This is a genomic window from Mucilaginibacter tolerans, assembly GCF_030519375.1.
Taxonomy (GTDB): domain Bacteria; phylum Bacteroidota; class Bacteroidia; order Sphingobacteriales; family Sphingobacteriaceae; genus Mucilaginibacter.
Map to the genome: position 1 here is coordinate 104,634 of NZ_JAUMKB010000001.1, position 20,738 is coordinate 125,371.

Here is a 20,738-nt window from a genome sequence, read left to right on the forward strand (position 1 = left end):
CTCACTCACTCACTCACTCACTAGTTCACTAATTAAATCACACCGGCAACGTAAACCAAAACGTGCTGCCTTTGCCGGGCATGGTTTCCACGCCTATTTTGCCGTTGTGCTTTTTGATGATCTCAGAGCAGATGTAAAGCCCGATGCCCAGCCCGGAGCTTTTGTTGCCGTCGGTTTCGACCTGGTAATAGCGGTTAAACAGAAACGGTATTTTCTCCGACGATATACCCGGACCATGGTCAATCACCGAAACTTTGACCTCAGCATTCGTTTTCTTCACGTTGATCCTGATCGTTTTGCTGTCTTCGGCATATTTAACAGCATTGCTGATCAGGTTGGTCAGCACCTGCTCTATCCTGCCCGCATCAGCATTGATTTTCAATTCACGATCGCCCGATACCAATATGGTAAACGCCCTGGGTACAGTGATGTCATTCCGGCAATCATCAATCAGTTTCATCAGGTCAAACTCCGATTTATTGAGATTAAACTGCCCATGGTGAAATTTGCTTACATTAAGCAGCCCCTCGATAAGTGAGGTTACTTTGTTGACACTTTTATTGGCACGGGTAATCATGTCGTACAATTTTTCGTCGCTAAGCTTGCTCCTTTGCATTTCGATAAGCTGTAGCGAGGCTTTAAGGGTAGTAACCGGGGTTTTCAGCTCGTGACTGGCTATACTTATAAAATCGTCTTTTTGCTGCTGCAAAAGTTTAAGCTCTTGTATATCAGTAGCTGTCCCGGCCCATAACCTTATGCTGCCGTCGTCATTCCTGACAGGCTGCATACGTATCAGGTGCCAGCGGTATTCGCCTGTGCGGCTTTTTTCCCTAACCTCAAACTCACCCCCAATACCTTCTTCTAAAATTAATTTAAGCTGATCCAGGTTGTATTGCAGGTCATCCGGATGGATCACGTTTTTCCATCCCCAGGCTTTAGATTCTTCAAAGTCGAGACCCGTGTATTCAAACCATCGCTTATTGTAAAAATTCACCCCGCCATCGGGCGTGCTTGTCCACGCAATTTGCGGAATGGTATCCATTATATTTCTCAATCGCTTTTCGCTTTCCTGCAGCTCAGTGGTACGCAGGTTCACCCTTTCTTCCAGTTCATTGTTCAGCGTTTGCAGGCTGTGCCGCGATTCGTTCAGGTTCTCGTTGCTTACAATATATTCTTCGTTCAGGCTCCTCAGGTCCTCTATCGCCGCAGAAAGCTCCTTGTTTGCCCGGGCGGTTTCCTTTTCTTTCGACTCCAGCAGCTTCTGCATCGTTTCTTTTTCATCAATCCCCCGGCTGATATTCAAAAAGAACAGCAACGAAATGGCAACCGCAGCAATTGATGTGATGATAATGACTACCGGGGTCAGACTGTTATACTTGTTCAGTTCGCGCAATTGTATACGCAGCAGTTCTGTTTCTTCCTTTTCCATTTTGCTTACCACCTTCCGCAAGCTGTCCATAATGGTCTTGCCGAGCATCAGGTCATCCACGTAAATGGTATCGCGGGTTTGCTCTTTCTGTATCATATTATCCATCAGGTTGGCCTCTTCATTAAGCAGCCTTCTTGCCAGCACCACATAATGCTGCTGGTACAAATTATTAGCTGTTAGCTGTTGAACCTGGGTTAACAGGAATGCTGAATTTTGATAAGCATCGCGATATGGTTGCAGAAAAACCTTGCGGTCGGTAAGCATGTAGCCACGCTGCCCGGTTTCTGCATCTTTTACGTGCGACATCACTCTCTCCAGCTTCAGGATAACCTCGTTGCTATGGTCAACCAGTTTACGGCTCTCTAATAAGTTGGTGATGATAGTGTAAGAAACTGCTGATATGACAACGAGTATGAAAATAGAAATTGCAAACCAGTATTGTAAACTTCTGTTTAAGCCGCTTTTCATTAACGTGATGTAGTAAAGTAGTCCTGCAAAAATAACCTCCTTAATTAATCCGACAAGAGAATTATTAATTAAAGATTAAATGCCTTAACAAGATAAGCAATTTTCAGGAGAAATCAAAGATTAATTGAATTGCACCGAGTTGGCTCGCCCCGACTACGCTACGCTGGTCGACCCTCTCTATGGCAAGCCATAAAGAGGGGGAAGTAAAGTAAAAAAGAAAACTTTCCGTCTTTACCGCTTACGGTAGAGGGGGTGATCGAGCGAAGCAATGATCGGGTGAGTTTACACGACATGCAGAATAAAATCCAATCACTATTCACTATCCTCCACTCCCAACTAAAAAATCCTTATATTTATACTGAACCAATTTAAACGGCATATCCCAAAACCCATAGGTTATGAAAAAGCTGTTGATCGTGATATTCATCGCCTGCAGTGTCAGTGCATATGCCCAAAAGAAGGTTAAAAACGGTGTTATTTACAGCGAACACCCTTACATTGAAGTGATGCGCCAATTTGCCCGGCTGTATGAACAACATGATACGGCAGCAATGGGAAGGCTCTTTGCCGATTCGGCTAAGATTTACGGCATGATGCGTTATGCCGTCGACACCTCAAAGGCGGCGCAATGGTCGGTGCCACCACCCCGTACCGTAGCCGAAGCCAAAGCCGGCTGGCAGCAGGTATTTGAAACCTGGGAACACTTCAGCATGAAACCCATAGGCACACCGGATGGGCTGAAATACAACAAAACACCCTTTACCGTACAATCGTGGTGGCTCATCACCCTCACCAACAGGAAAACCCAAAAAGTAGCCAAGATAGAAATGGTGCTGTTCGACATTTTTAACACGGACGGCAAAATTGCCATTCAAATCGGCTTTTACGACCCAATGTCGCTGCTGATCGCGATGAAATAGTCATTGGTCAATAGTCATTGGTGATTAGTTTGGTGACTGGTTTAAAACCCGCTCTTAAACCTGGTAGGGCGATGTAGGGTAGAATCAAATAGCCAGGTCAATATCCTGACTATCGACTAATGACTAATGACTAATGACTAATGACTAATGACTAATGACTAATGACTAATGACTAATGACTAATGACTATTGCCCTCCCAACCAACCAACCCTCCCATCCGTATAAATCCCCGGGTCAACGCCTGTTAGCGCACTGACTTATAAGACATTATTTTAACAGATAAGAAATTTTAAACAGAGCTGTTTCGTTTTTTTAGTAGATTTGAGGGTCTAAAGTGAATACCAAATTACCGTTTCGTAGTAAAATAAGTTCACGCTGGTTGAAACTCACCGGCGACCCTTCCGTCTTTCCGCTCGAATACAGAATATTTCACGCCCTTTGCATAGTGATGATCATTGCTATGATGATTACCATCCCTGTCAACCTGATCATTAGCGAATGGGTGGCCGCCGGCCTGTGCGTGGTAGCAGGTTGCGTATTCGCATTTTTCCTTTACCGGTCGCGGTTTGGTGGCAAAGTACGGGGCAGCATCTTCATGACTGCGCTCATTTGCAATGCATTGTTCTTCGTCAATTATTTTTACAATTCGGGTATCAGCGGACCAAATGATGTAGTTTTCGCCCTGTCACTGTATCTCATCGTATTTGTTACACCGAAAAAGCAGCATAAATACTGGTTGGGTGTGAACGTGATATTATTGCTGGCGATGCACTTAATAGAGTACTATTACCCCAAACTGGTACCTTATACTTACCTGAGCAGATCAGATCGTTTTATCGATGTTACGTCGGCCTACATGATTGGAGTTTTAATCATGTATTTCACCATCAAAAATGTGCGTAACAATTATGATTTTGAGCGGTTGCAGGTTGAAGAAAAACGTAAAGACATTGAGCAGCAGCACCAATTCATATTGGCGCAAAACGAGCAGCTGGAACATATCAACTCAGAAAAGAACAAGCTGATGTCGATCATTGCACACGATTTGCGCGGACCGCTGAGCAATATCCAGAACTACCTTGAACTGGTGGGCGAATATGGCCTGGATAAAGAAGAGCGCGAGGTGGTAGAGAGCGACCTGCTGCGCGTAACGCAAAGCACACTGAACATGCTTTCGAAGCTGCTGATATGGTCAAAATCGCAGATGGATGGCGTGGTGGTGAAGCTGAGCGACATGCGCCTGAACGAGACGCTGAAAAATACGCTCGAAATGGAACGTATTATGGCCTCAAAAAAAGATATAGAACTAACTTACGAAGTTGACCCAGCTATAAATGTTGTAGCCGACAGCGATATGCTGCAGCTGGTGGTGCGCAATATTGTGAGCAATGCTATAAAATTTACGCCTGCAGGCGGCAAGGTTGACGTCAGTACCAGGCTCATCAACAACGAGTGCCGCATCAGCATTGCCGATAATGGGCGTGGTATAGCCTACGAACAGCAGGGCGATATGTTTACGCTAAAGGCGCGGTCGACCTTTGGCACAGCCAACGAAAAAGGCGTAGGTCTTGGACTTATTCTGTGCAAGGAGTTCACCGAGCAGCAAGGCGGTCGCATCAGCTTCGAAAGCATTCCCGGTCACGGATCAACCTTCCATATATTTATGCCGCTGGGGTGATTGCCCCGGCACCTGCCCTTTGATTTCATATTTACGAATTACGATTTTAGATTTAAAGCGTCGCGCAGGGCGGTCAGGGTTATTTTGTATTTTGATCAGTTATTCTATTGACTATTGACTATTGACTATTGACTATTGACTATTGACTATTGACCATTGACTGTTGACCATTCACTATTTCAGCTCCACGCTGATGATATGCAATTCCTGGCCACCCACATTTTTAAGTGCATGCGGGCCCAATGGTTCCGACCACAATGCGGTGTGCGTCGAAACTGATTTTCCTAAACTTCTCGAATCCAGCAGTACATTACCACCGGCATCATAACGGATAAAATCTGACCAGCTAACCACAATATGCGATGCGGCAAACCGGTGAGTATGCACGGCAGTCATCTGCCCTGCCGGGATGTTGGCGTCGATAACACGCACGCGTTCGTTTTCAAACAGCAGTTTATGATGTTCTGGTGCTGCAATCAGTGCATCCAGTTCGGGCGGCCATTGTTCAGGTTGCATACTCGACCATAAATATAATATAATCAGCAGTTTATTTCACAACTTTTGAGCTGAACTTATACCCCATGCAGCGAATATAATATTCGTTATATTTATATATAAACTTAATCACCATGTCAGCATTTCATTTTGTGTTATCAGCTATCTGCATCGGTGTTGCCAATACCGGTATCGAATGGTTTTTTATCAGCTACCTGTTTCATAAATACCAGGCCACAACGCCGCAAACCTGGCGACCGGAGAGTTATGTAAGCTATACCTACAGTACGGCATTATCGGTGGTGTTTGGCCTACTGTTTACCTTTTTTTATTTAAAGATCGGCTCGCATTACGTCATTGGCCATAACGCGCTTTCTGATGCCAAACTGGGTATTATTTGCTTCGCTTGCTTCGGCTTTATTATTGAGATCGGCAATGCCATTTATGTCAACCTTGACAAGACGTTTGTAGTGGGAAAGTTATTGGCAAGCTGCGTTAGCTATATGGCGGCGGCAGTTATTGCAGGCTTATTCTATTGGTAGTCACAAAAAAACAAACCTGATGCCCGAAGTCAGACGCTTCGAACAGCATGGATTCGCCTTTGTATTTTGCAGGCTATTCCAATGACTAATGACCATAGAGGAAAAAACAACCCCGCACGTGCTCCATACGGGGTTTTGTATTTTCAAATTATCAGCACTTGCTGGTAATCCAAATAATACTAATGCAATAACAACGCATTGACACTGATGGTTTTAAGAATATTAAAATTGTTTTGACTCACCCATTCATTGCTTCGCTCGACCACCCTCTCTACCGCAGGCGGTAAGGAGGAAATTATATAAATTTTATTTCTTCTCCTCTTTATGGCTTGCCATAGAGAGGGTCGACCAGCGTAGCGTAGTCGGGGTGAGTAGACTCTGCGCTATACAATACAATGCCTATTTCATCAGCTTCGGTATCAAAACATATAGAGCAGCAGCGGCAAATATCAGTTCATAAATAAGAATAATGCGCAAGCCTTTTGATTTGATGGCCTTATATGCAGAATATCGTTTCCTCATTTCGGTTGACAGCAAACCTATAAACAACAACCCGTTTACAGAAAGTAATACCTTATTGTTAAATATTATGAGCGACATTAACAACGAAAATTCAATAAACGCCAGTACAAAAAAGTATTTGTGATAAAATGTAATTATGCCTCCGCTCAGTGATGGAAACCGTAACCTTAAAAGGCTCACCAGTTCATCATACCGGCTTATTTGCCTGGGTATTGTGATCCGTTCTCCCTTTGAATACAGATGTATAGTACCCTTTGCAGTGCGGACTGCCTTGGTGACTTCGGTAAGATAAAATAATTTCCGCGCCCGCCATGGAACTGACAGCTCAATCATCTCATCGTTCATCCTGATAGCTAAATCCTTATTGTTACCCCCAACTATTAATTGTTGAATAATAGTGCAGACGGTAAACAATAAAAAGAGAGAAGCAAGATTTACCCAAATCGCCACACTTTCTGGTGCTGTCTTACCTCCTATTTTGACAGTCCCCGGTGCAAATAAGCTGAATATCGCCATCACTGTGAAAATAGCGGCTGTCCAGGTTAGGTATTCTTTTCGGATACCCCAAAGCCCTTTGTTATCCAATTTAAATTCTAATACAGGTTGAGTTTCCATACTAAAGTGTGACAAGTAAGGTATATGCAAGATGTCAAAAAAATTCAACAGGTGCAAGATACAATTCCACGCCTTGTGTTGCCACATCGCAAAACCTTATCACACCCATAACCGTTTAAGTGCGCATTATAACAGCAAATTTTAGTTATAATTAGTTTAACTGGTAGCCTGTCTCGCAAGATGGGCTTTTTCTTTTTTATCCGGTCGCCCGCACCCTACGGAATGGCGATATACTTTACACCCGATACAATGCTGGTATCATTTGATACGGTAAACATGGGTACACCATCGTATATAAATGAAACAACAGGTTTCACCGCAGGGCGCAGACCTTCCAATTCCAGAAAATAGTTGAGTTTGAGGGTATCTCCCCGGTTAACATTTACGCTATAAGTTTTATTGTCGGTTTGCGCATATACATCAATTAATTTAACCGACGACTGGTTAATGACCGAAAAGTTGTAGATAGTCAGCGTTGTGGTGATATTGCTTATCACAATTTGCAATGGTTTAGCAGGTGTCTTCGGCGATGGGTTGGAATTTCTATTACAGGCAATTAAAAAGCAAGAGCTGATCAAAATAAAAAGCGATATCCTTTTCATTGTTGTAACGTTTTCAATTAGTTACGTAAGGAATTGGGGTTTGGTTTGCTGGGGGGGCAAGTTGTCAATATTGCTGTTTGAAGTCCCCCCTACTGGTTTAAGTCTTCCGCAGGGCGACTTAAATCGAACCTGGAAAATGAAGGACTCTGTCCGGGTATGTGTACATAAAGTTGTTTTGGTAATATAAGTTTACCTCTGCAATAAATACCGGGCAGAGTCCTACCACCATAATTGATTTTTTTGCAAGTAGTTTGTTGTCAATGGTGCTCAAAAGGGCTGTGCCGTTAAGAGCGCTGCGCTGAACTCTTAAACCAGTGTTGGGTAACCAGCCAACTATTTAGGAGATGATTTAAAAAATATTGATAGAATCAGCAGAAGCGCTCCCAATAAAATCGTCTCTATAAAATGTAAAAAAGCAAACTTCCCAATTTCACTTATCACCGGACTCAATGAATTTCCCCGATACGTAAATAAAGATACTCCAAAGATAGCCATTGCGAAACCCAAGGCTATTAAAGAAAATCCCGCAATATTTAACCATTTTTTCACCTTTTCGTATTTATTTCACCTCGATCTTTGGTATCTCGTGCTGGGCCAATGAGTGTATGAAAAGTGGCTTATCGGTGCGGAGCCTGGTTAAAAATTCGTTGATATCGTTACGGTATGCCCTTTTGCTCCATCCAAATAAGAGCACCCCCTTATGTCCCTGGCTATCTGTATAATCTTTATACCTGTAGCCGTTCCATTCAACGATGTTCGCATTCGCTCGGCCCTTTGAGTCGCTCAGAATAAAGTCAAGCAGGTATTCGCTCTTGTCTTTGTTTTTCAATGTCCGGTGATGAGCTATAATATCAGTTATTTCCTGATTTTGTTGTTCGGCTACCTTGCTGGCCACGACGTTTTTCAGCGAATCAGATGTGATTAGGAAATCTATCAGCAGCATATTAGAGTAGCTTTCCTGCGTTTCGTGAGCTGGAAGATATTCCTGTTTATAGTAATTCTCTGTTGGGTGCGAACTCCAAGATAATTTGTAAGTAACATTATCCAGCACTATCTTATCACTGGTATTTAAATAGTTTACTACGTCCTTTTTCCCATGGCCAGTAAAACCGGAAAGGAAAATCACGAACGCCGGCAATGCAACTATTAATAGTTTTTTCATCTGTAACAGGTTTAAGTTTTCAGATGCTAAAATAACAGATACCCTGATATAAATTACGAGTAGTTATCAACTTCGCTTTGTCAGGGATTGCAAATCCGGACAACCAACGGTTGACGCTATCAACGGAGCCATTCCACTGCGCTGAACTCATAAACCAGTTTTAGAATAAGTGCCCATTGGTCAGATTCACTAAGCCGGATAAGTATGAAACCGTAAAACTATTTTGTCAATCAAGGCCTTCTGATATAATTCAAACCCGTCCGAATCTGGTGTATAACCAGCGGGCTCCAACTCATAGGCATCGTCCTTTTCAATGATATTCCATTTTAGATCGCCAATTTCTTGCATTGCAATTTGCTCTGCCTGTTTTATGGAGTCAGCTTCAATCCAACAGCTAACATAAGCAACTCCAATATGAACCATATCTCACAAGTCAGGCCGGGGATGAACATGAAATACTAAAAAGTACATTTTCATAATTATATATCGGATTGCTTATTAATGCTTTGATGAAAAGCTTTTTGCTTTCACCTTTCTTCCTTCACTTCAAAATCAATGATTATGCTTCTTATGAATATCCTTCACTAAACACAGCTTTTTAATATCCTGTTTTTTGATAATGAAGGGTGCATACTTCAGGCGGTCGCCGATGATTTCGGTAGTATTGTCGCTGTGAGCAATCACCTCGTCGTCGTTATCGGCGGCCAGCAGGCGTTTATACATGCGGTAGTCGCCCCACTCGATATAATACACTTCGCCGGGGAGAATTTTAGTATCGTGGATCACCTTCAGCGCTACCCAGCAGCCGTTCTCCAGGTAAGGGTACATGCTATGCCCCCACACGGGCAGGGCAAAGTCGCAGTCCTCAATACCCGGAAAGTTCATATGCCCGATGGGCGTGCTGTCGTTTATGTCTTTATACGCCTCCACTCCTGATGCTGTTGCCACCACTTCGTACATCGGGATACCCTCAAAAGTAGAGGGCTGGACAGAAGCAGTTGCAACTTGTTTTGTATTTGTCAGGAATTTTTTGTATCTTTCTTTAAAAATCTGAAGTTTATCCGGATCGATGTTCTGCCGGCTTTTGATAATTTCGGTGATCGACGCGGGCGAATTGAAGCCCAGCACTTCGGCCAGTTGTGCATTTCCGTTAAAAGCCTTCCCCCTGAGCTGATTATAGAGGATTATAAACTCCAGTGTCTCAGGCCGTATGCGTTTTACTTTGTTTGATTTTGATTGCTCTTCCATAAATGCTGAAAAGTTTTATCTTTATTTTATTTGTAAATATACGGAATGTTCTTGATAAATGTATCGTAATTCTACCCGAAAGTACAACAAAATTCCAAAACTTTAGCTTCAGCTTTACAGAAATTACAGAGAAAAGCAATGAGTGAGTTAGTGAATGAGCGAATGAACTGGAATATTATTTCCTGGTCTTTTACGGTTCAAAAATCGATTTAGGTGATCTTGACGGCAAATCATTAACCGAAATAGCCAGGAACTTTTACTATTGGCTACCTAAACACCTTGCAGCACAGCGGTATAGCAAAGAAAAAAGTTGCGCCGAAAAAGAAAGTTCAACGCCAATGCGGGACGTGGCGGCAGCATTGCAGTTTACCGATGTGGTGATGAGGGAGTAGGTTGGTGAGTGGTCAATGGTCAATAGTCAATGGCAATTAAAGGGCTTATATCTTACTCACCACTACGCCTTCAGGCACCATACCACTGCAATCAGCATGACCAGCACAACGATTGCCCAAAAAATATAGCGGACAGTCGCGCTCTCGGGTCGGTAATCGGGGTTGCGCCTATAGCGTTGGGTTTTGATGTCCCAGATATATTCAGAAACATCAGGATTTATGTCCGGCAGACGGTTAGGCTTGGTAGGGTCAGTCATTATTAATAAGGTTTTCTCTAAAATAATGAAAATTTTAGTCGGCTCAATACATTAATACGCAAATGAAACGGCAATGTTACTTACCGTGGCCGCTGTGGTGTACCACCAGTACGCTATCAAAGTCGTGTTTGCAGCTGCGGCAAAAGTAGGTGGTATGTTTTTTCATGATACCCAGGGCAATAAAATAAATCGCCATTATGATACTGATACAAAATACCGTTTCGCTTAAAATGATAAATAACATCAATCCTGCGTTCCACTCGCCCGGTTTAAGCAGCGGGGTACGGATAACCAGGTAGCTGAGGAGGATAAATATGAAGCATACAGCCATCAGCAAAAAATACCGACGCCTGCTGTGGACGGCAATGTTTTCGCACTTGCATTTCGGGCACTGTAACTTTTCCATTACAAATCGATGTACTTAAAGTTAGCAAATTTTTCAATTGATGTCAAGATGCGAAGTTGACTCGCCCCGGGCAACGCTTCGCTGGCCGACCCTTTCTATGGCGAGCCATAAAGAGGGGTTAAAAATTAAAAACTTTCTTCTCCCGCTTTACCGCCTGCGGTAGAGAGGGATGTCGAGCGCAGCAATGACAGGGTGAGTCCTCTGCGCCATTACAAACCAAATTCACTCATACACTCACTCATTAAACAAAATGTCAACCCTAACAACCAAATCCGAAATCGTAAATCGTAAATCTGAAATCGTAAATCCCACATCCGAAACTTCCATCGGCTGGGCCATCCTTAAGCAAAACCCTGTACGCAAGGTGCCCAAACGCGACGTGTTCAACACCGTACTGGCCAACGTGGCCAAAGCCTTTGCCGATATGAACGTAAAAAGCATCACCTCGCAAGGGCGCGACTACATGGTGAACGAGCTCACCGACAACATCATCTCCCGCTACCCTGCCATCCGTAAGCGAAATACCCGTGGCCATTGCACATGCCGTGCGGGGTAAATACGGGGAGCTTTTCGGTTTGAGTGTAGTAGCCTTTGAGCGGTTTATTGAACAATATCTGCCATCAGAAGACCGTCCCCGGGGCGGTAAAGGAAAATTGGTATTTCATGAAATGTTTACTGAAGTTATCCAGGCAATAGCTTTTGAAAAGCAGGTTAAAGGCTGAAGCAGGGCAAAGACAGATGCGATAATAAGGGGGGAATGGGATTTGCTGGCAGAATTATCTAAACGAAAATCCTAAGCATGTTGCAGAGGCCTTTGCCCGCCGTGCTTCGAGTGCCTCGGCCTGACACCCTCCTGTAATGATAAGTGCCATTCATTAAATCCCTGCGCCTGGTAACCATTAAGGCTGGAATGATGCATGGGGAGAGAACTGTTCCCAACACCGCAAAAATACCGTAAAAACACGGTAGGAAACATCAAATATTTCGGGATAAATTTATCTGACAGTCAACCGATTACATTAAATATTAACCTAATACAATGAAACGACTCATAGTATGCTGCGACGGCACCTGGGACAGGCCGGGCACAAAGGATGAAGATGGGTATGTGGTACGATCCAATGTGGAGAAAATACACAAAATAATTGCCACTACCGACATTTATGGCACCCGGCAGGTAAAGCATTATGTGGATGGCGTGGGCGCCAACGGCAAAAAGTTTAAAAGGATAATCAGCGGCGCAATCGGAAAAGGGCTGGACGCCAATATTGAAAAGGGCTACAGGTTTTTGGTAGAAAACTTTGAACCGGGCGATGAGATATACCTTTTGGGTTTCAGTCGCGGGGCCTATACCGCCCGTAGTTTGGCCGGGTTGATACGCAATTGCGGTGTATTGACGAAAGATAATCTGCACATGGTACACAAAGCTTTCAGGATGTACCGCGACCGCTCCGATGCATCCCACCCGGATAGCGAAAACGCTAAAGAGTTTGTCAGAAATTATAGTCACCGGACGCATGTGAAATTCATTGGTGTGTGGGATACCGTCGGTTCACTTGGCTTACCGCTCAGTTTTCTGGAGCTTTATAACCGGCGTAAATACAGTTTTCATGATGTGCAACTGAGCAGCACCATAGAATATGCTTATCATGCCATGGCAATAGATGAACGCCGGAACTCTTTTAAACCTACATTATGGCAACGAAGTAAAAACGCAGTTTTGAAAGGCACAAAGCAGCATGTGGAGCAGGTGTGGTTTATGGGTGTGCATTGCAATGTGGGCGGCGGCTATCACGACGAACGCCTGAGCGATATCACCCTGGAATGGATGATAGAGAAAGCGCGCTTTGCAGGTCTTGCTGTTGATGTCAGTATGGCCAAACCCAGCGATAACTTCCCCGTGTTTTTATGCCCTTCGATAGGAGGCAGGTTATACAATTCGCAAACCTTTGGCTACCGGCTTCTGGGCAATTTTATACGTCCGGTGGGACAGTATGACGGCTTCAACGAATCGGTAGATAAATCAGTGGCCCGGCGCATAGAAGCGGACCATCACTACGACCCGCCAAATATTCCCGGCGGATTGGTAAACGACTGGCCACCGAAATAAATTTGTGACGGTAATTGCATAATCCCAACGCTTAATTGTTGGCAGGAATTTACGACATTACAAATCTGGCCTAACAAGATTTATAAACTGGGTACCAGCCGGTTGGTCAACCCACGGTTTTCAGTTTCCTCACAAATTCCTATATTTCGGCGCATAAACTTTATCGCAAATGAAAAAACTGATTTTACCGCTTGTCATCGTTGCAGTATTATTTGGCTGCTCAAAGAAAAATACGCCATCACCCGGTTCAACGTCCGGTACCAACATAACCGGCAAATGGGTAACCACGGCCGATACACTTTATATTTATCAGAATGGTGTTTTGACAAAAACCTTAACGTTCACCGGGAACACTGCTCAATTATTTGACTATCAATTTAACCAGAACGGAACCGTTTTATACCCTGCCCAGGCCGACCCCTCCAATCCGCCTATGGCATACTATGTGGTAAAGGGTTCGGATATTACCTTCGACCACCCTGTGCAGGTTATTAATGGCCTTACCGCGGGAGCTTATACGCAGACTGCAACTATAAAAAACTATACCGGAAATAAAATGGAGCTGGTATATGATGAGACTTCTACGGGTAACGGTATAACCGAGCGCGACCTGGATGTGGTGTATTTAAGAAGGCAGAATTAAACTGTTTTGACCGGCGGAAAACTCTAATCATTTTCTAATACTGAACATATATCCGGTTAACTAATTTTGCGCTATAAAGCACTGGTTTCCCAGCTGGTGTTTTTGTGATAAGGTTTAGGTTAAAAGCCCCCGACCAGCGATTGGAACGGGGCTGTTTTTTAACAGATCTTCCGGTCAATGCCAGCAATCAAAAAAGTAGTATCTTCGGCAATACTTAAATCTTATGCTGAAGAAAATACTATTCACTATTTGCGTTGCAACGATCTCTGCAGGCGCATTTGCACAAAATGTCAGTTTTGGCCTTAAAGGCGGAATAAATTTCTCTGATCAAAGCAATTCAGGTTCTAATGCATTCAACAGCAGCAGCAAAACCGGATTTCAGGTTGGTGCAGTGGCTGATATAGCTATACATCAGTTCAGCATTCAGCCGGGGCTTTATTTTATTACCAAAGGTTATGGTTTCAACCCCATAGTTCCGCTTTATTACAATGGCTCGCAAAATGGCACATCAACAACGAAAGCAACCGTCAACCTGAATTATCTCGAGCTGCCGGTAAACCTGCTCTATCGTATTAAATTTGCGCCTGGCATGAATCTGTATTTTGGTGCGGGGGCGTATTTAGGCTATGGGCTTTCAGGTAAAATAAAAGCTAGTTACGGCGGTTCATCGTCCGAAACAAACATTTCGTTCGGCAGCGGTGGATCAGATCGCTACAAAAATCCCGACTATGGCGTTAATTTTATAGTCGGTCAACGCATAAAACATATTTTTCTCGACGTAAATTATAGTCTCGGCCTGGCAAATTTAGCCGAAGATGACCAATATTATAAATTTCACAACAGGTCGTTAGGCCTGTCGGTGGGGTATTGGTTTAATTAAAACGCCCCGGCAGCCCAAGAGAAGAGAATTATTGAATTCAAATAAATTACTTAAACCTCACAATGAAGAAATTTCTACTCACTGTTTGCATCGCAGCGGTTTCTGTATGCGCATTTGCACAATCAATCAGTTATAGTATTAAAGGCGGTATAAGCCTCTCCACATTCAGTAACAGTGGTTATCCGGGGGTTAACGAAAGCGACAGAATAGATTTCCGTATCGGTGCTGTGGCCGAATATAGCCTGCATCAGTTTAGCATTCAACCTGGCTTGTATTACATTACAAAAGGGAGCAATGTTAGCGCGGTAGTACCATATTACAACAATAGCAATAGCAATAGCAGTCAGCCAAGCTTAGTATACGAAAAAGGCACCACCCGGCTGCACTACCTTGAACTTCCTGTTAATGTGCTTTATCACCTTAATCTTTCAAACCTGAATTTATTTTTTGGCGCAGGTCCTTATTTGGGCTATGGACTAAATGGCAAGGAAACTGCCACCGCCACCGGGGCTGTACAACAAAAATATTCGGCCGATGTTAAATTCGGCAGCGGCTACAAGAACCCCGATTATGGCATTAATTTTATCGTAGGCGAGCGCATCAAACATATTTCCATCGACCTTAACTATAGCCTGGGCCTGAGAAATTTGACGGGATCGCCCGATAATAAATTGAGAAACCGCTCGGCAGGAGTATCAGCAGGATATTGGTTTAAGTAGAAGAGCGAGTAGTAAATAATGAATAGGAGAATAAATAAAACTGCTAATGACTATTGATGATTGACCATTGACCACTAAAATATCTCCCCCACATTGATAAACAACCCATGCGAGTCCTGCCGGCCGAAGCCGTAGTCGATACTGATATTGGTTCGGGAGACTTTGTTCAGTTTAATACGTAATCCCGGCCCAACAGCAGGTTGAATGGCCTGCAGCCGTGTACCCGGAGCCGCAGAGAACGATTCGGCATTAAAAAATACCACTCCACCCAGCAAACCATCACGCGTAATGCGGTAGCGGTACTCCGTTTCACCGTACACCATTTGCGCACCGCGAAAGCGCCCTTGTATGTACCCACGGCCTGCATTGGTAGAGGCATCCCACAAAGTGGAGGGCAGGTCGAGGTATGGCGGCCTCCCCGCCAGTGTTAGCCAGTCGTATGACCAGAATGCCAGCACATTATGCGATGATTGCGGGAAACGCAGGTATTTGCGCACATCCAGTATCAGCGAGCTCCAGGTAAAGGTGCTGCCCATCGTCTTCAGGTTCTGCCTGAATTCGTAAGTAGCATAAAAGCCTGAGGTGGGATTGATGGGCGAATCGCGGTCATCAAACTGCCCGTTCAGGGTAAAACCCGAAGAGGTAGAATGCGTTTTGGTCGACCGTTTTTTATAGATCAGGTATTGGGCAACAGTGCCGTTCTCGGTTGGCCCGATAGTGATGTCAGCATGGTAATCAATCATGTAACCGCCGCCCATGTAAAAGTTACCGGCAATATGCCGCAGGGCAATTTCCGAAAAGCGGATATAATTATAATTCATCGGCGCCTGGTTCTCGATATCCGAGTTGCTGCCCAACCCGAAGGTAGATTGCGGGTAGTGATACAGTCGCATTTCGCCTACAAAGTTATAGTTGTTGCTCTTGCTCCAGACGCTCGACTGAATCGGCAGCGTAACCTGTTTATTTTGGGTATAAGCAATGCTGCTGACAAAGGTTGACACGTTGGATTGCGGCGAAGTGCGGAAAGCCACATTGCCCGAAATCAGTATTGCCAGCCGCGACTGCAGCGAATAACCAAAAGCAGGCACGATGGAGGCAACCGGCCTGAGCCCTACCGAGTCGCTCTTGCGGCTGAGCCTTTGGGTATGAAAGCTGGTTTGAATCAGATCGCGCAGATCTCTGAGTTTGCCGGTATCTGGGTGGACTTTGGTAAAGGTATCGGGCCGGGTTAACAACGGTATGCATTTACCATTCTGGGCAAAAGCAGAAAATGACGACGCCGCGGCCAGCAGCAAAAGCAATGCCTTTGCATACCGGGTCTGCATATTTTGTGGCTTACGGACGATCCTTTCAGGAGTTTAAACGCTACGACCACAAATAGAATAAATAGTTTAATTGAAATTATTCCGCAAACGTTAAATAATCTTAAAAGACAAGATTGTTACAATGGCTTCAGTTGAAAGTTAAGTGGCTAATTGGTTTGCCAAAGGAGCAATATTATCTGAAAATCTGAACAATTGACTTGAAATTCATTAACTTGTGGATCGGGCCTGTTTTAATTTTGTGCCTGAAATATAAGCTCATAAAATAAGTACCGGCATGCTAATCAAGAACATATTCGAAAGAGACAGATCGGGAGAAGTTATACCACTGGATGATCCGGAGTATCCGGAACTTTTTAAGGTGATCTTAAAGGCGATCAGAACCACAGCCAAACTGAATACGGTTGTTACTGATGATTTGAATCAGATCAGGGATATTTTCAGCGAGCTGACAGGTAAAAAGGTTGACGATACATTTTTTGTTATCCCTCCGTTTTATACTGATTTTGGGGAGAATATTCATATCGGCAAAAATGTATTTGTGAATCACGCCTGTACGTTTATGGACAGAGGCGGCATCACACTGGAAGATAATGTCCTCATCGGGCCTAAAGTAAACCTGATTACTTCCAATCACCCGCTCAACCCCTCAGAACGGCGGGCTACTATTTCGCACCCCATCGTTATAAAGAAAAATGCCTGGATAGGCGCTGCAGCAACCATACTCTCGGGTGTTACCATAGGCGAAAATTCAGTAGTTGCTGCCGGTGCGGTAGTCTCAAAAGATGTACCGGCAAATACCATTGTTGGCGGCATTCCGGCAAAGGTTATCAAGGCTATCGGCAGCTAATTGCAGAAAACATTCCATTATAAAATACTGGAAATAAGTTGATTATATCGTTTCAAATCGTTAGCTTTAATAAAAACCTAAAGAGATGAAACTTTCAACCTTCGCAATCATCATTACGATTCTGGCATTTGGATTTGGCCTTGCTTTCGTAATTATCCCGGTCAAATTAATGGCATTTTATGGCATCACGCTTGATGGTAACGCTATATGGCTAGCGCGTTATTTCGGGTGTTCCAATTTGTTTATAGGTATGATATTCTGGTCGTACAGCAGTGTTTCGCCTGCTGCCAAATCGTGGCCCAAGTTGCTGGTATATTCAATATTTTACGATATCATGCAATTAATCGTCACAGTGGCATCACTACTAAGCGGCGTGGGCAACAGCAACGGATGGTCAACAGTTGCTTTATTTGCACTGTTAGCCACAGGCTCTATGTATTACCTGGGCGTATGCAACAGAGCACGGGCTCTACAGGCAATCTGAAATAAAACTTCTTTAAATACGCATAACCATCTCACCCTGCTGAATGGTAAGGAATATTTATTGCGAAATCAGAACCAGTAAAAAAGCATTTTACTGGTTCTGCGAAACAATTTCATTATCTTCATTGCATATTATAACTATTTAAACCTTAACAAAAATGAAAAAGACCTTAATCCTTATTTCACTAATTTTTTTCCTGCTATCTTCTTTAAGCTTTGCACAAGACAAAAAAGTTGCCGTAGTTACATTTTACGTCAATAAAAAAATCAATGTAGGTGAGTTTGGCGTAACTGCAGCCATCGCCGTTGATAAGCTTTCTGATGACCCTAATTTTAAGATGGAGCCCCTGCTAACAAAGTACCATACGCAATTTTTCGAATCCTATTCAAAGAGCTTTCCATTTCAGCTCCTGCCCGAAGATCAGGTTGTGAACAACGAAGCCTATAAAGCCTTTGTACCTGTGGGTGTTGCCAGCAGCGGAGCGTTGGATATCAACAAATTCGCCGTAGTGAGCCCGGGGTATAAAGTGCTGCTTGAGAAACTGGCCTTTCATCAAAATGAGAAGAATATGCTGAAAATATTTAGCCAGGCCGATGGCGTAATGGATGTATCTATCGCTTTCAAACTGGTAAAAATAGGCTTTGGCGGCATGGGTGTGGTTAAAGTTGAGGCCCAGTCCAACATTGCATTGTTTAACAAAAGCGGCGACCTTGTATTTTCTATTGATGAGTCCGGAAGGTCAAAAGGTGTGAGTCCTATGGTTGCCGGTGCGCCGGTTATGACATCAGAAAAAATACTACCAATGTGCGAAAGCGCGATGGACGACTTAATGGCTGAATTGCAAAAAGATATGCCTAAAATGGTTAAAAAGGCCGATAAGAAATTGTAGCTCTTTATAGACTATATCAGGACGGGGGCGAAAGGCGATTTCCCTTAGCCCCCGTCCTATCTCTACTTATTCAGTATTTCCAGCGCTTTCTCCTTGGCAGCATCCCTGCCGTTTTGAATGTCTTTAATTGTAGGTTTAACGGCAATGTCAGGCATTATACCTACCCCCACGAACTCTTTACCATCCGGGTAGGCATCGTGCTTGCCGCATACCCTTGCGCTCCCTCCGCCAGGCAGGCTAAATGGCACCGGCTGCCCTGTGCTGCCCCCTGTTGCCATACCGATCAGCTTGCCACGCTTCATATAATCAAATGCAACGGTAAAGTCTTCGGCTGCTGAGAATGTACGGGGGCCTACTAATACAACAACCGGTTTGCTATAAAATTCCTTGCCATTCGGGCTTTGTCTGCCAATTCCCCGGTAATCCCATGAAGGCTCCGCGTCAGGAGTAGACCTATGCTCAAGTATCCTTGCCTGTGCCGTAAAAAATGGCTTGTCAGTTAAGTATTTAATAATATGGAACGCTATTCCGTCATCGCCCCCACCATTGTATCTTATGTCGATGATGAGTCCTTTGGTTTTGGATATTTCAGCATTGTAAAGCGAATCGAATTGTTTGGTGATCTTATTATCTTCAAAGTTGTTGATAGTCAAATATCCAACACCACCAATGGATTGATAATCAATGGATTTTAAACCCTTCACGTCATGATATCCCGTGCGGGAAATGGTGCGGTTTGTCAGCTTCCCTTTTTTATCTTTAAATTCAATGGGCTTATTTTTTGAACCGCCTAAAAGCTGATAAGAAAACTCCCTGATCTCCATATCCTGTGGTGTAGAGCTACTGGCATAAGGTTTCACATTCTTCTCGGCATAATCAATTACCGGCTGGCCGTCTATCTTAGTCACCTCAAGACCCGGTACTATACCCGATTTGAGCAGGCTATCACTAAAAACCTTCACCACAAAAACACGCCCTTCTATCAGCTCGGTACGGAATGGCGGCCGGCTGTAAAACTCACCAGCCAGCGAATCGGGGACATATACATTGGTATGCCCGTCCTTTAACTGTGCATAAAAATTAATCAGCACCTTATAATACTCGGCAGTTGATTTAGTGGCCTGAACTTTTGGAATATAATCCAGGTAGGTTTGGTTCCAGTCGATATCCAGAAGCGCGAAATTGGCAAAGTTAAATTTAGCCTGCGACCACAATAGCGACAACCCTGCTACCTTTTCAGCGTCAGAAAGATTGGGCTTGTATGGAGTTTTAAACGCTGTATTTTTCCAAAGCACACCTTCTTCTTTCAGTTTCTTTATTATGGCCTGGTACCGGGGTTCTTTCCTAATACCATCTAATGTTGGTTCGTTTTCTAAATCGTCGACCGTACCACTTGAAGTCCCATTTGCAAGCATCATATCGAGTGCGTTTAGCGCCTGATCTTTTTTGCCGAGCAAGGTATACCCGCTTGCAATGTCGCGGCTAACGTCCGACCGGCGATAGTATAAGTATGCATTACCAGCCGCCAATTGTTTGATCGGCAAACTATCCATAAATGTGATGGTCCGCTCTAATATCTTTACAGCTTTTTCCACCTCTGCGGGTGTGCTTTTTGAGTCGATAAGCGGATTGGCAATATATCTTTGAGATTGTATCCAATCGGCAGCTTCGTTGCCTGTATAGGTTTTCTGGGCAAATACAGTATTGAAACAAGTGAAAAGGAAAATGGTAGAAAGTACGAGTTTGTTTTTCATAGAAGGTTTGGTAAGAAAAGGGTTAAGTAATTATTGCTTATATCCCAAACATAATGAAAAAAAGCAAACCGAGAAAGTTGAAAATTTAGCTAAAAAAACAAATGCTCCACCGTCTCGCACGCAGGAGCATTTAACCTAAACCTTATCACATTTTTTGTGTGATGGGCAAGGTAGAAAAAAAATTCAGAATTTCTACAGAATTTAGAAATTTATATACTGACTGAAAAAACTGCGCTGTCTTCTTCCGGCAATTGCCTGTCTTTTATTAATATTCGTTTCCTACTTCAACTTATTCCTATTATTTTCGTAAAAAGCAATTATGCCAAATTGCAGGAGCATTATCACAATTT

At 43.7% G+C, this 20,738-nt stretch carries 22 protein-coding genes; 12 read left to right on the plus strand and 10 right to left on the minus strand.

Annotated features, from left to right (window positions below; translation table 11 throughout):
- Window positions 1–37: 37 nt before the first annotated feature.
- Entirely contained in the window at window positions 38–1,897 is a 1,860-nt protein-coding gene (locus Q3A68_RS00580; protein WP_302899048.1) for an ATP-binding protein, read from the minus strand.
- 398 nt (window positions 1,898–2,295) lie between these two features.
- Between Q3A68_RS00580 and Q3A68_RS00585 the strand changes: the two genes are divergently transcribed.
- Together Q3A68_RS00585 and Q3A68_RS00590 are read left to right on the plus strand one after the other, a co-directional pair.
- Complete coding sequence (locus tag Q3A68_RS00585; protein ID WP_302899049.1) at window positions 2,296–2,817, plus strand: nuclear transport factor 2 family protein; 522 nt, start codon at window positions 2,296–2,298, stop codon at window positions 2,815–2,817.
- Window positions 2,818–3,152: 335 nt separating this feature from the next.
- Window positions 3,153–4,496: a sensor histidine kinase gene (locus Q3A68_RS00590; RefSeq protein ID WP_302899050.1), complete on the plus strand. Its 1,344-nt coding sequence runs from the start codon at window positions 3,153–3,155 to the stop codon at window positions 4,494–4,496.
- Between the two features lie 174 nt (window positions 4,497–4,670).
- Here the strand turns inward: Q3A68_RS00590 and Q3A68_RS00595 are convergent, their stop codons facing one another.
- A complete protein-coding gene (locus tag Q3A68_RS00595; RefSeq protein WP_302899052.1) occupies window positions 4,671–5,012 on the minus strand; it encodes a hypothetical protein in 342 nt (113 codons plus the stop codon).
- 113 nt (window positions 5,013–5,125) lie between these two features.
- Here Q3A68_RS00595 and Q3A68_RS00600 point away from each other — a divergent pair, with 113 nt between their 5' ends.
- The gene (locus Q3A68_RS00600) at window positions 5,126–5,533 is read left to right on the plus strand and encodes a hypothetical protein (RefSeq protein WP_302899053.1); all 408 of its coding nucleotides are present in this window, start codon (window positions 5,126–5,128) and stop codon (window positions 5,531–5,533) included.
- Between the two features lie 399 nt (window positions 5,534–5,932).
- Here Q3A68_RS00600 and Q3A68_RS00605 read toward each other — a convergent pair whose 3' ends face one another.
- The 6 genes from Q3A68_RS00605 to Q3A68_RS00630 form a co-directional block, all read right to left on the minus strand.
- On the minus strand, window positions 5,933–6,670 hold the full coding sequence (locus tag Q3A68_RS00605; RefSeq protein WP_302899054.1) for a hypothetical protein: 738 nt from the start codon (window positions 6,668–6,670) through the stop codon (window positions 5,933–5,935).
- Between the two features lie 215 nt (window positions 6,671–6,885).
- Window positions 6,886–7,272, minus strand: coding sequence for a hypothetical protein (locus Q3A68_RS00610; RefSeq protein ID WP_302899055.1), 387 nt, complete (start codon window positions 7,270–7,272; stop codon window positions 6,886–6,888).
- A 559-nt stretch (window positions 7,273–7,831) separates the two neighbouring features.
- The gene (locus tag Q3A68_RS00615; RefSeq protein ID WP_302899056.1) at window positions 7,832–8,434 is read right to left on the minus strand and encodes a hypothetical protein; all 603 of its coding nucleotides are present in this window, start codon (window positions 8,432–8,434) and stop codon (window positions 7,832–7,834) included.
- 189 nt (window positions 8,435–8,623) lie between these two features.
- Window positions 8,624–8,857: a hypothetical protein gene (locus tag Q3A68_RS00620; RefSeq protein WP_302899057.1), complete on the minus strand. Its 234-nt coding sequence runs from the start codon at window positions 8,855–8,857 to the stop codon at window positions 8,624–8,626.
- A gap of 129 nt (window positions 8,858–8,986) precedes the next feature.
- The gene (locus Q3A68_RS00625) at window positions 8,987–9,682 is read right to left on the minus strand and encodes a S24 family peptidase (RefSeq protein WP_302899058.1); all 696 of its coding nucleotides are present in this window, start codon (window positions 9,680–9,682) and stop codon (window positions 8,987–8,989) included.
- Window positions 9,683–10,407: 725 nt separating this feature from the next.
- Entirely contained in the window at window positions 10,408–10,737 is a 330-nt protein-coding gene (locus Q3A68_RS00630) for a hypothetical protein (protein WP_302899059.1), read from the minus strand.
- 250 nt (window positions 10,738–10,987) lie between these two features.
- On the opposite strand from Q3A68_RS00630, the gene Q3A68_RS00635 reads away from it, so the two are divergent.
- The 6 genes from Q3A68_RS00635 (at window position 10,988) to Q3A68_RS00660 (ending at window position 15,089) form a co-directional block, all read left to right on the plus strand.
- Complete coding sequence (locus Q3A68_RS00635) at window positions 10,988–11,293, plus strand: hypothetical protein (protein WP_302899060.1); 306 nt, start codon at window positions 10,988–10,990, stop codon at window positions 11,291–11,293.
- On the plus strand, window positions 11,265–11,459 hold the full coding sequence (locus tag Q3A68_RS00640; protein ID WP_302899061.1) for a GIY-YIG nuclease family protein: 195 nt from the start codon (window positions 11,265–11,267) through the stop codon (window positions 11,457–11,459). Before Q3A68_RS00635 ends, Q3A68_RS00640 begins: the two co-directional genes overlap by 29 nt.
- A 317-nt stretch (window positions 11,460–11,776) precedes the next feature.
- Complete coding sequence (locus Q3A68_RS00645) at window positions 11,777–12,847, plus strand: T6SS phospholipase effector Tle1-like catalytic domain-containing protein (RefSeq protein ID WP_302899062.1); 1,071 nt, start codon at window positions 11,777–11,779, stop codon at window positions 12,845–12,847.
- A gap of 169 nt (window positions 12,848–13,016) precedes the next feature.
- Window positions 13,017–13,490 (plus strand): membrane lipoprotein lipid attachment site-containing protein, encoded by a 474-nt coding sequence (locus Q3A68_RS00650; RefSeq protein ID WP_302899063.1) that lies wholly within the window; start codon window positions 13,017–13,019, stop codon window positions 13,488–13,490.
- 223 nt (window positions 13,491–13,713) lie between these two features.
- Complete coding sequence (locus Q3A68_RS00655) at window positions 13,714–14,370, plus strand: porin family protein (RefSeq protein ID WP_302899064.1); 657 nt, start codon at window positions 13,714–13,716, stop codon at window positions 14,368–14,370.
- A gap of 62 nt (window positions 14,371–14,432) precedes the next feature.
- Window positions 14,433–15,089, plus strand: coding sequence for a porin family protein (locus tag Q3A68_RS00660; protein ID WP_302899065.1), 657 nt, complete (start codon window positions 14,433–14,435; stop codon window positions 15,087–15,089).
- A gap of 74 nt (window positions 15,090–15,163) precedes the next feature.
- Here Q3A68_RS00660 and Q3A68_RS00665 read toward each other — a convergent pair whose 3' ends face one another.
- On the minus strand, window positions 15,164–16,414 hold the full coding sequence (locus tag Q3A68_RS00665; RefSeq protein WP_302899066.1) for a BamA/TamA family outer membrane protein: 1,251 nt from the start codon (window positions 16,412–16,414) through the stop codon (window positions 15,164–15,166).
- A gap of 274 nt (window positions 16,415–16,688) precedes the next feature.
- Between Q3A68_RS00665 and Q3A68_RS00670 the strand changes: the two genes are divergently transcribed.
- From Q3A68_RS00670 to Q3A68_RS00680, 3 genes are all read left to right on the plus strand, one after another.
- Entirely contained in the window at window positions 16,689–17,261 is a 573-nt protein-coding gene (locus tag Q3A68_RS00670; protein ID WP_302899067.1) for a sugar O-acetyltransferase, read from the plus strand.
- Between the two features lie 85 nt (window positions 17,262–17,346).
- Window positions 17,347–17,745: a hypothetical protein gene (locus Q3A68_RS00675; protein ID WP_302899068.1), complete on the plus strand. Its 399-nt coding sequence runs from the start codon at window positions 17,347–17,349 to the stop codon at window positions 17,743–17,745.
- Between the two features lie 157 nt (window positions 17,746–17,902).
- Complete coding sequence (locus Q3A68_RS00680) at window positions 17,903–18,634, plus strand: hypothetical protein (protein WP_302899069.1); 732 nt, start codon at window positions 17,903–17,905, stop codon at window positions 18,632–18,634.
- 62 nt (window positions 18,635–18,696) lie between these two features.
- Here the strand turns inward: Q3A68_RS00680 and Q3A68_RS00685 are convergent, their stop codons facing one another.
- Window positions 18,697–20,388, minus strand: coding sequence for a S41 family peptidase (locus Q3A68_RS00685; protein WP_302899070.1), 1,692 nt, complete (start codon window positions 20,386–20,388; stop codon window positions 18,697–18,699).
- Window positions 20,389–20,738 lie beyond the last annotated feature (350 nt).

Coding starts and splice junctions, on each gene's coding strand:
- Q3A68_RS00605 (WP_302899054.1), bottom strand. CDS start 6,670: ATGGAAACTCAACCTGTATTAGAATTTAAATTGGATAACAAAGGGCTT.
- Q3A68_RS00585 (WP_302899049.1), top strand. CDS start 2,296: ATGAAAAAGCTGTTGATCGTGATATTCATCGCCTGCAGTGTCAGTGCA.
- Q3A68_RS00660 (WP_302899065.1), top strand. CDS start 14,433: ATGAAGAAATTTCTACTCACTGTTTGCATCGCAGCGGTTTCTGTATGC.
- Q3A68_RS00650 (WP_302899063.1), top strand. CDS start 13,017: ATGAAAAAACTGATTTTACCGCTTGTCATCGTTGCAGTATTATTTGGC.
- Q3A68_RS00595 (WP_302899052.1), bottom strand. CDS start 5,012: ATGCAACCTGAACAATGGCCGCCCGAACTGGATGCACTGATTGCAGCA.
- Q3A68_RS00625 (WP_302899058.1), bottom strand. CDS start 9,682: ATGGAAGAGCAATCAAAATCAAACAAAGTAAAACGCATACGGCCTGAG.
- Q3A68_RS00675 (WP_302899068.1), top strand. CDS start 17,347: ATGAAACTTTCAACCTTCGCAATCATCATTACGATTCTGGCATTTGGA.
- Q3A68_RS00615 (WP_302899056.1), bottom strand. CDS start 8,434: ATGAAAAAACTATTAATAGTTGCATTGCCGGCGTTCGTGATTTTCCTT.
- Q3A68_RS00685 (WP_302899070.1), bottom strand. CDS start 20,388: ATGAAAAACAAACTCGTACTTTCTACCATTTTCCTTTTCACTTGTTTC.
- Q3A68_RS00645 (WP_302899062.1), top strand. CDS start 11,777: ATGAAACGACTCATAGTATGCTGCGACGGCACCTGGGACAGGCCGGGC.
- Q3A68_RS00630 (WP_302899059.1), bottom strand. CDS start 10,737: ATGGAAAAGTTACAGTGCCCGAAATGCAAGTGCGAAAACATTGCCGTC.
- Q3A68_RS00665 (WP_302899066.1), bottom strand. CDS start 16,414: ATGCAGACCCGGTATGCAAAGGCATTGCTTTTGCTGCTGGCCGCGGCG.
- Q3A68_RS00600 (WP_302899053.1), top strand. CDS start 5,126: ATGTCAGCATTTCATTTTGTGTTATCAGCTATCTGCATCGGTGTTGCC.
- Q3A68_RS00635 (WP_302899060.1), top strand. CDS start 10,988: ATGTCAACCCTAACAACCAAATCCGAAATCGTAAATCGTAAATCTGAA.
- Q3A68_RS00655 (WP_302899064.1), top strand. CDS start 13,714: ATGCTGAAGAAAATACTATTCACTATTTGCGTTGCAACGATCTCTGCA.
- Q3A68_RS00620 (WP_302899057.1), bottom strand. CDS start 8,857: ATGGTTCATATTGGAGTTGCTTATGTTAGCTGTTGGATTGAAGCTGAC.
- Q3A68_RS00670 (WP_302899067.1), top strand. CDS start 16,689: ATGCTAATCAAGAACATATTCGAAAGAGACAGATCGGGAGAAGTTATA.
- Q3A68_RS00580 (WP_302899048.1), bottom strand. CDS start 1,897: ATGAAAAGCGGCTTAAACAGAAGTTTACAATACTGGTTTGCAATTTCT.
- Q3A68_RS00610 (WP_302899055.1), bottom strand. CDS start 7,272: ATGAAAAGGATATCGCTTTTTATTTTGATCAGCTCTTGCTTTTTAATT.
- Q3A68_RS00680 (WP_302899069.1), top strand. CDS start 17,903: ATGAAAAAGACCTTAATCCTTATTTCACTAATTTTTTTCCTGCTATCT.